The following is a 1550-nucleotide window of genomic DNA, read 5'->3' as shown; positions in this document are numbered from 1 at the left end:
CCTGCCACTCCGACGTGAGCGGCTTGAGGTTCGATTCAACGCTGCGCGCGTGATGGCCGCAGAAAAGAAGCTCGCCACCGGAGGACTGAAGGACCGCCCGAACGTAGGCCTGGGCTCCGCAGCGGTCGCAGCGGTCCAGGGCGGTTAGTTCGCGTGTTGCTACTGCAGTGGACATGAATGCCTCCTTGTGTCGATCGTCTGTCCATATAACCATCATTCGTTGCTGGTCCTTCCCCGGCTGGGTGTCCTTTCGCTCCCGGCGTACCAGCGGAGCACCCGGAACCCCGGGAGGTCGGCCAGCCTGTCCGGGCATGGGGGAGCCGGGTAATAAACTGGGTGCTTGTACAACACGCCGCACACCGGCACTGCAACGTCCCCATTTTTCAAGGAGATCATCCACCCGTGGCCCCACCAAGCTCCGATTACACAGCACGGCACCTCTCAGTCCTTGAGGGACTCGAGGCCGTTCGTAAGCGGCCAGGCATGTACATCGGGTCGACGGACTCCCGGGGACTGATGCATTGCCTGTGGGAAATCATTGACAATTCCGTCGACGAGGCGCTCGCCGGTTTCGGGCAGAACATCACGGTCATCCTTCACTCCGACGGCTCGGTGGAGATCCACGACGACGGCCGGGGCATTCCCGTCGACGCCGAACCGAAGACCGGACTCAGCGGAGTCGAAGTGGTCTTCACGAAGCTCCATGCCGGGGGCAAGTTCGGCGGTGGCTCCTACACAGCGTCCGGCGGCCTGCACGGCGTCGGCGCCAGCGTTGTCAACGCCCTCTCCGCTCGGCTGGACGTTTTCGTGGATCGCGGAAGCAAGACCTACAAGATGTCGTTCCGCCGCGGCGAGCCCGGCCGGTTCAAGGACGGCAAAATCCTGTCGCCCACCGCCGAGTTCGAACCGTTCCTCGACGAATCGCGGCTCGAAGTCGTCGGGACGGCGAAACGGGGTGTCACCGGAACCCGCGTCCGCTACTGGGCGGACCGCCAGATCTTCACCCAGGACGCCAGGTTCTCCTACGAGGAGCTGCAGGCGCGGGCCCGTCAGACCTCGTTCCTGGTGCCGGGGCTGCGCCTCACGCTCCGCGACGAGCGCAGGCTGCCGGGCACTGCGGGCGAAGCCGGTCCGGTCGAGGAGGTGTTCCAGCACGACGGCGGAATCTCCGAATACGCTGGGTTCCTCGCCGCGGACGCCGCAGTGACCGACGTCTGGCGGATTCACGGATCGGGCCGTTTCAAGGAATCGGTCCCGGTGCTCGATGAGCGCGGGCACAGCCACATGACGGAGGTCGAGCGCGAGTGCGACGTCGACATCGCGCTGCGCTGGGGCATCGGGTACGAGACCACGGTGCGCAGCTACGTCAATATCATCGCCACCCCGAAGGGCGGCACCCATCAGAGCGGCTTCGAGCAGGCGCTCCTCAAGACGTTCCGCAAGGTCATCGAGGCGAACGCGCGCAAGCTCAAGGCGGGCAGCGACAAGATCGAGAAGGACGACGTCTTCGCCGGCCTCACCGCCGTGCTGACGGTGCGAGATCGGAAGAG

The 1550-nt window shown here is 65.2% G+C and carries 1 protein-coding gene and 1 pseudogene; one reads left to right on the top strand and one right to left on the bottom strand.

Translation table 11 applies throughout. The annotated features are described in order from the left end of the window. On the bottom strand, positions 1–175 hold a 175-nt coding region (locus Y705_RS23705), incomplete at its 3' end, for a DUF7455 domain-containing protein (protein ID WP_444826196.1). 227 nt (positions 176–402) lie between these two features. On the opposite strand from Y705_RS23705, the pseudogene Y705_RS20485 reads away from it, so the two are divergent. Then, positions 403–1550, top strand: a pseudogene (locus Y705_RS20485) (ATP-binding protein); the annotation flags it as partial.

This window comes from Arthrobacter sp. H41, assembly GCF_000520535.1.
Taxonomy (GTDB): Bacteria; Actinomycetota; Actinomycetes; order Actinomycetales; family Micrococcaceae; genus Arthrobacter_D.
Note: the sequence above shows the minus strand (reverse complement) of the source record. Positions and strands in the feature narration are given on the sequence as shown.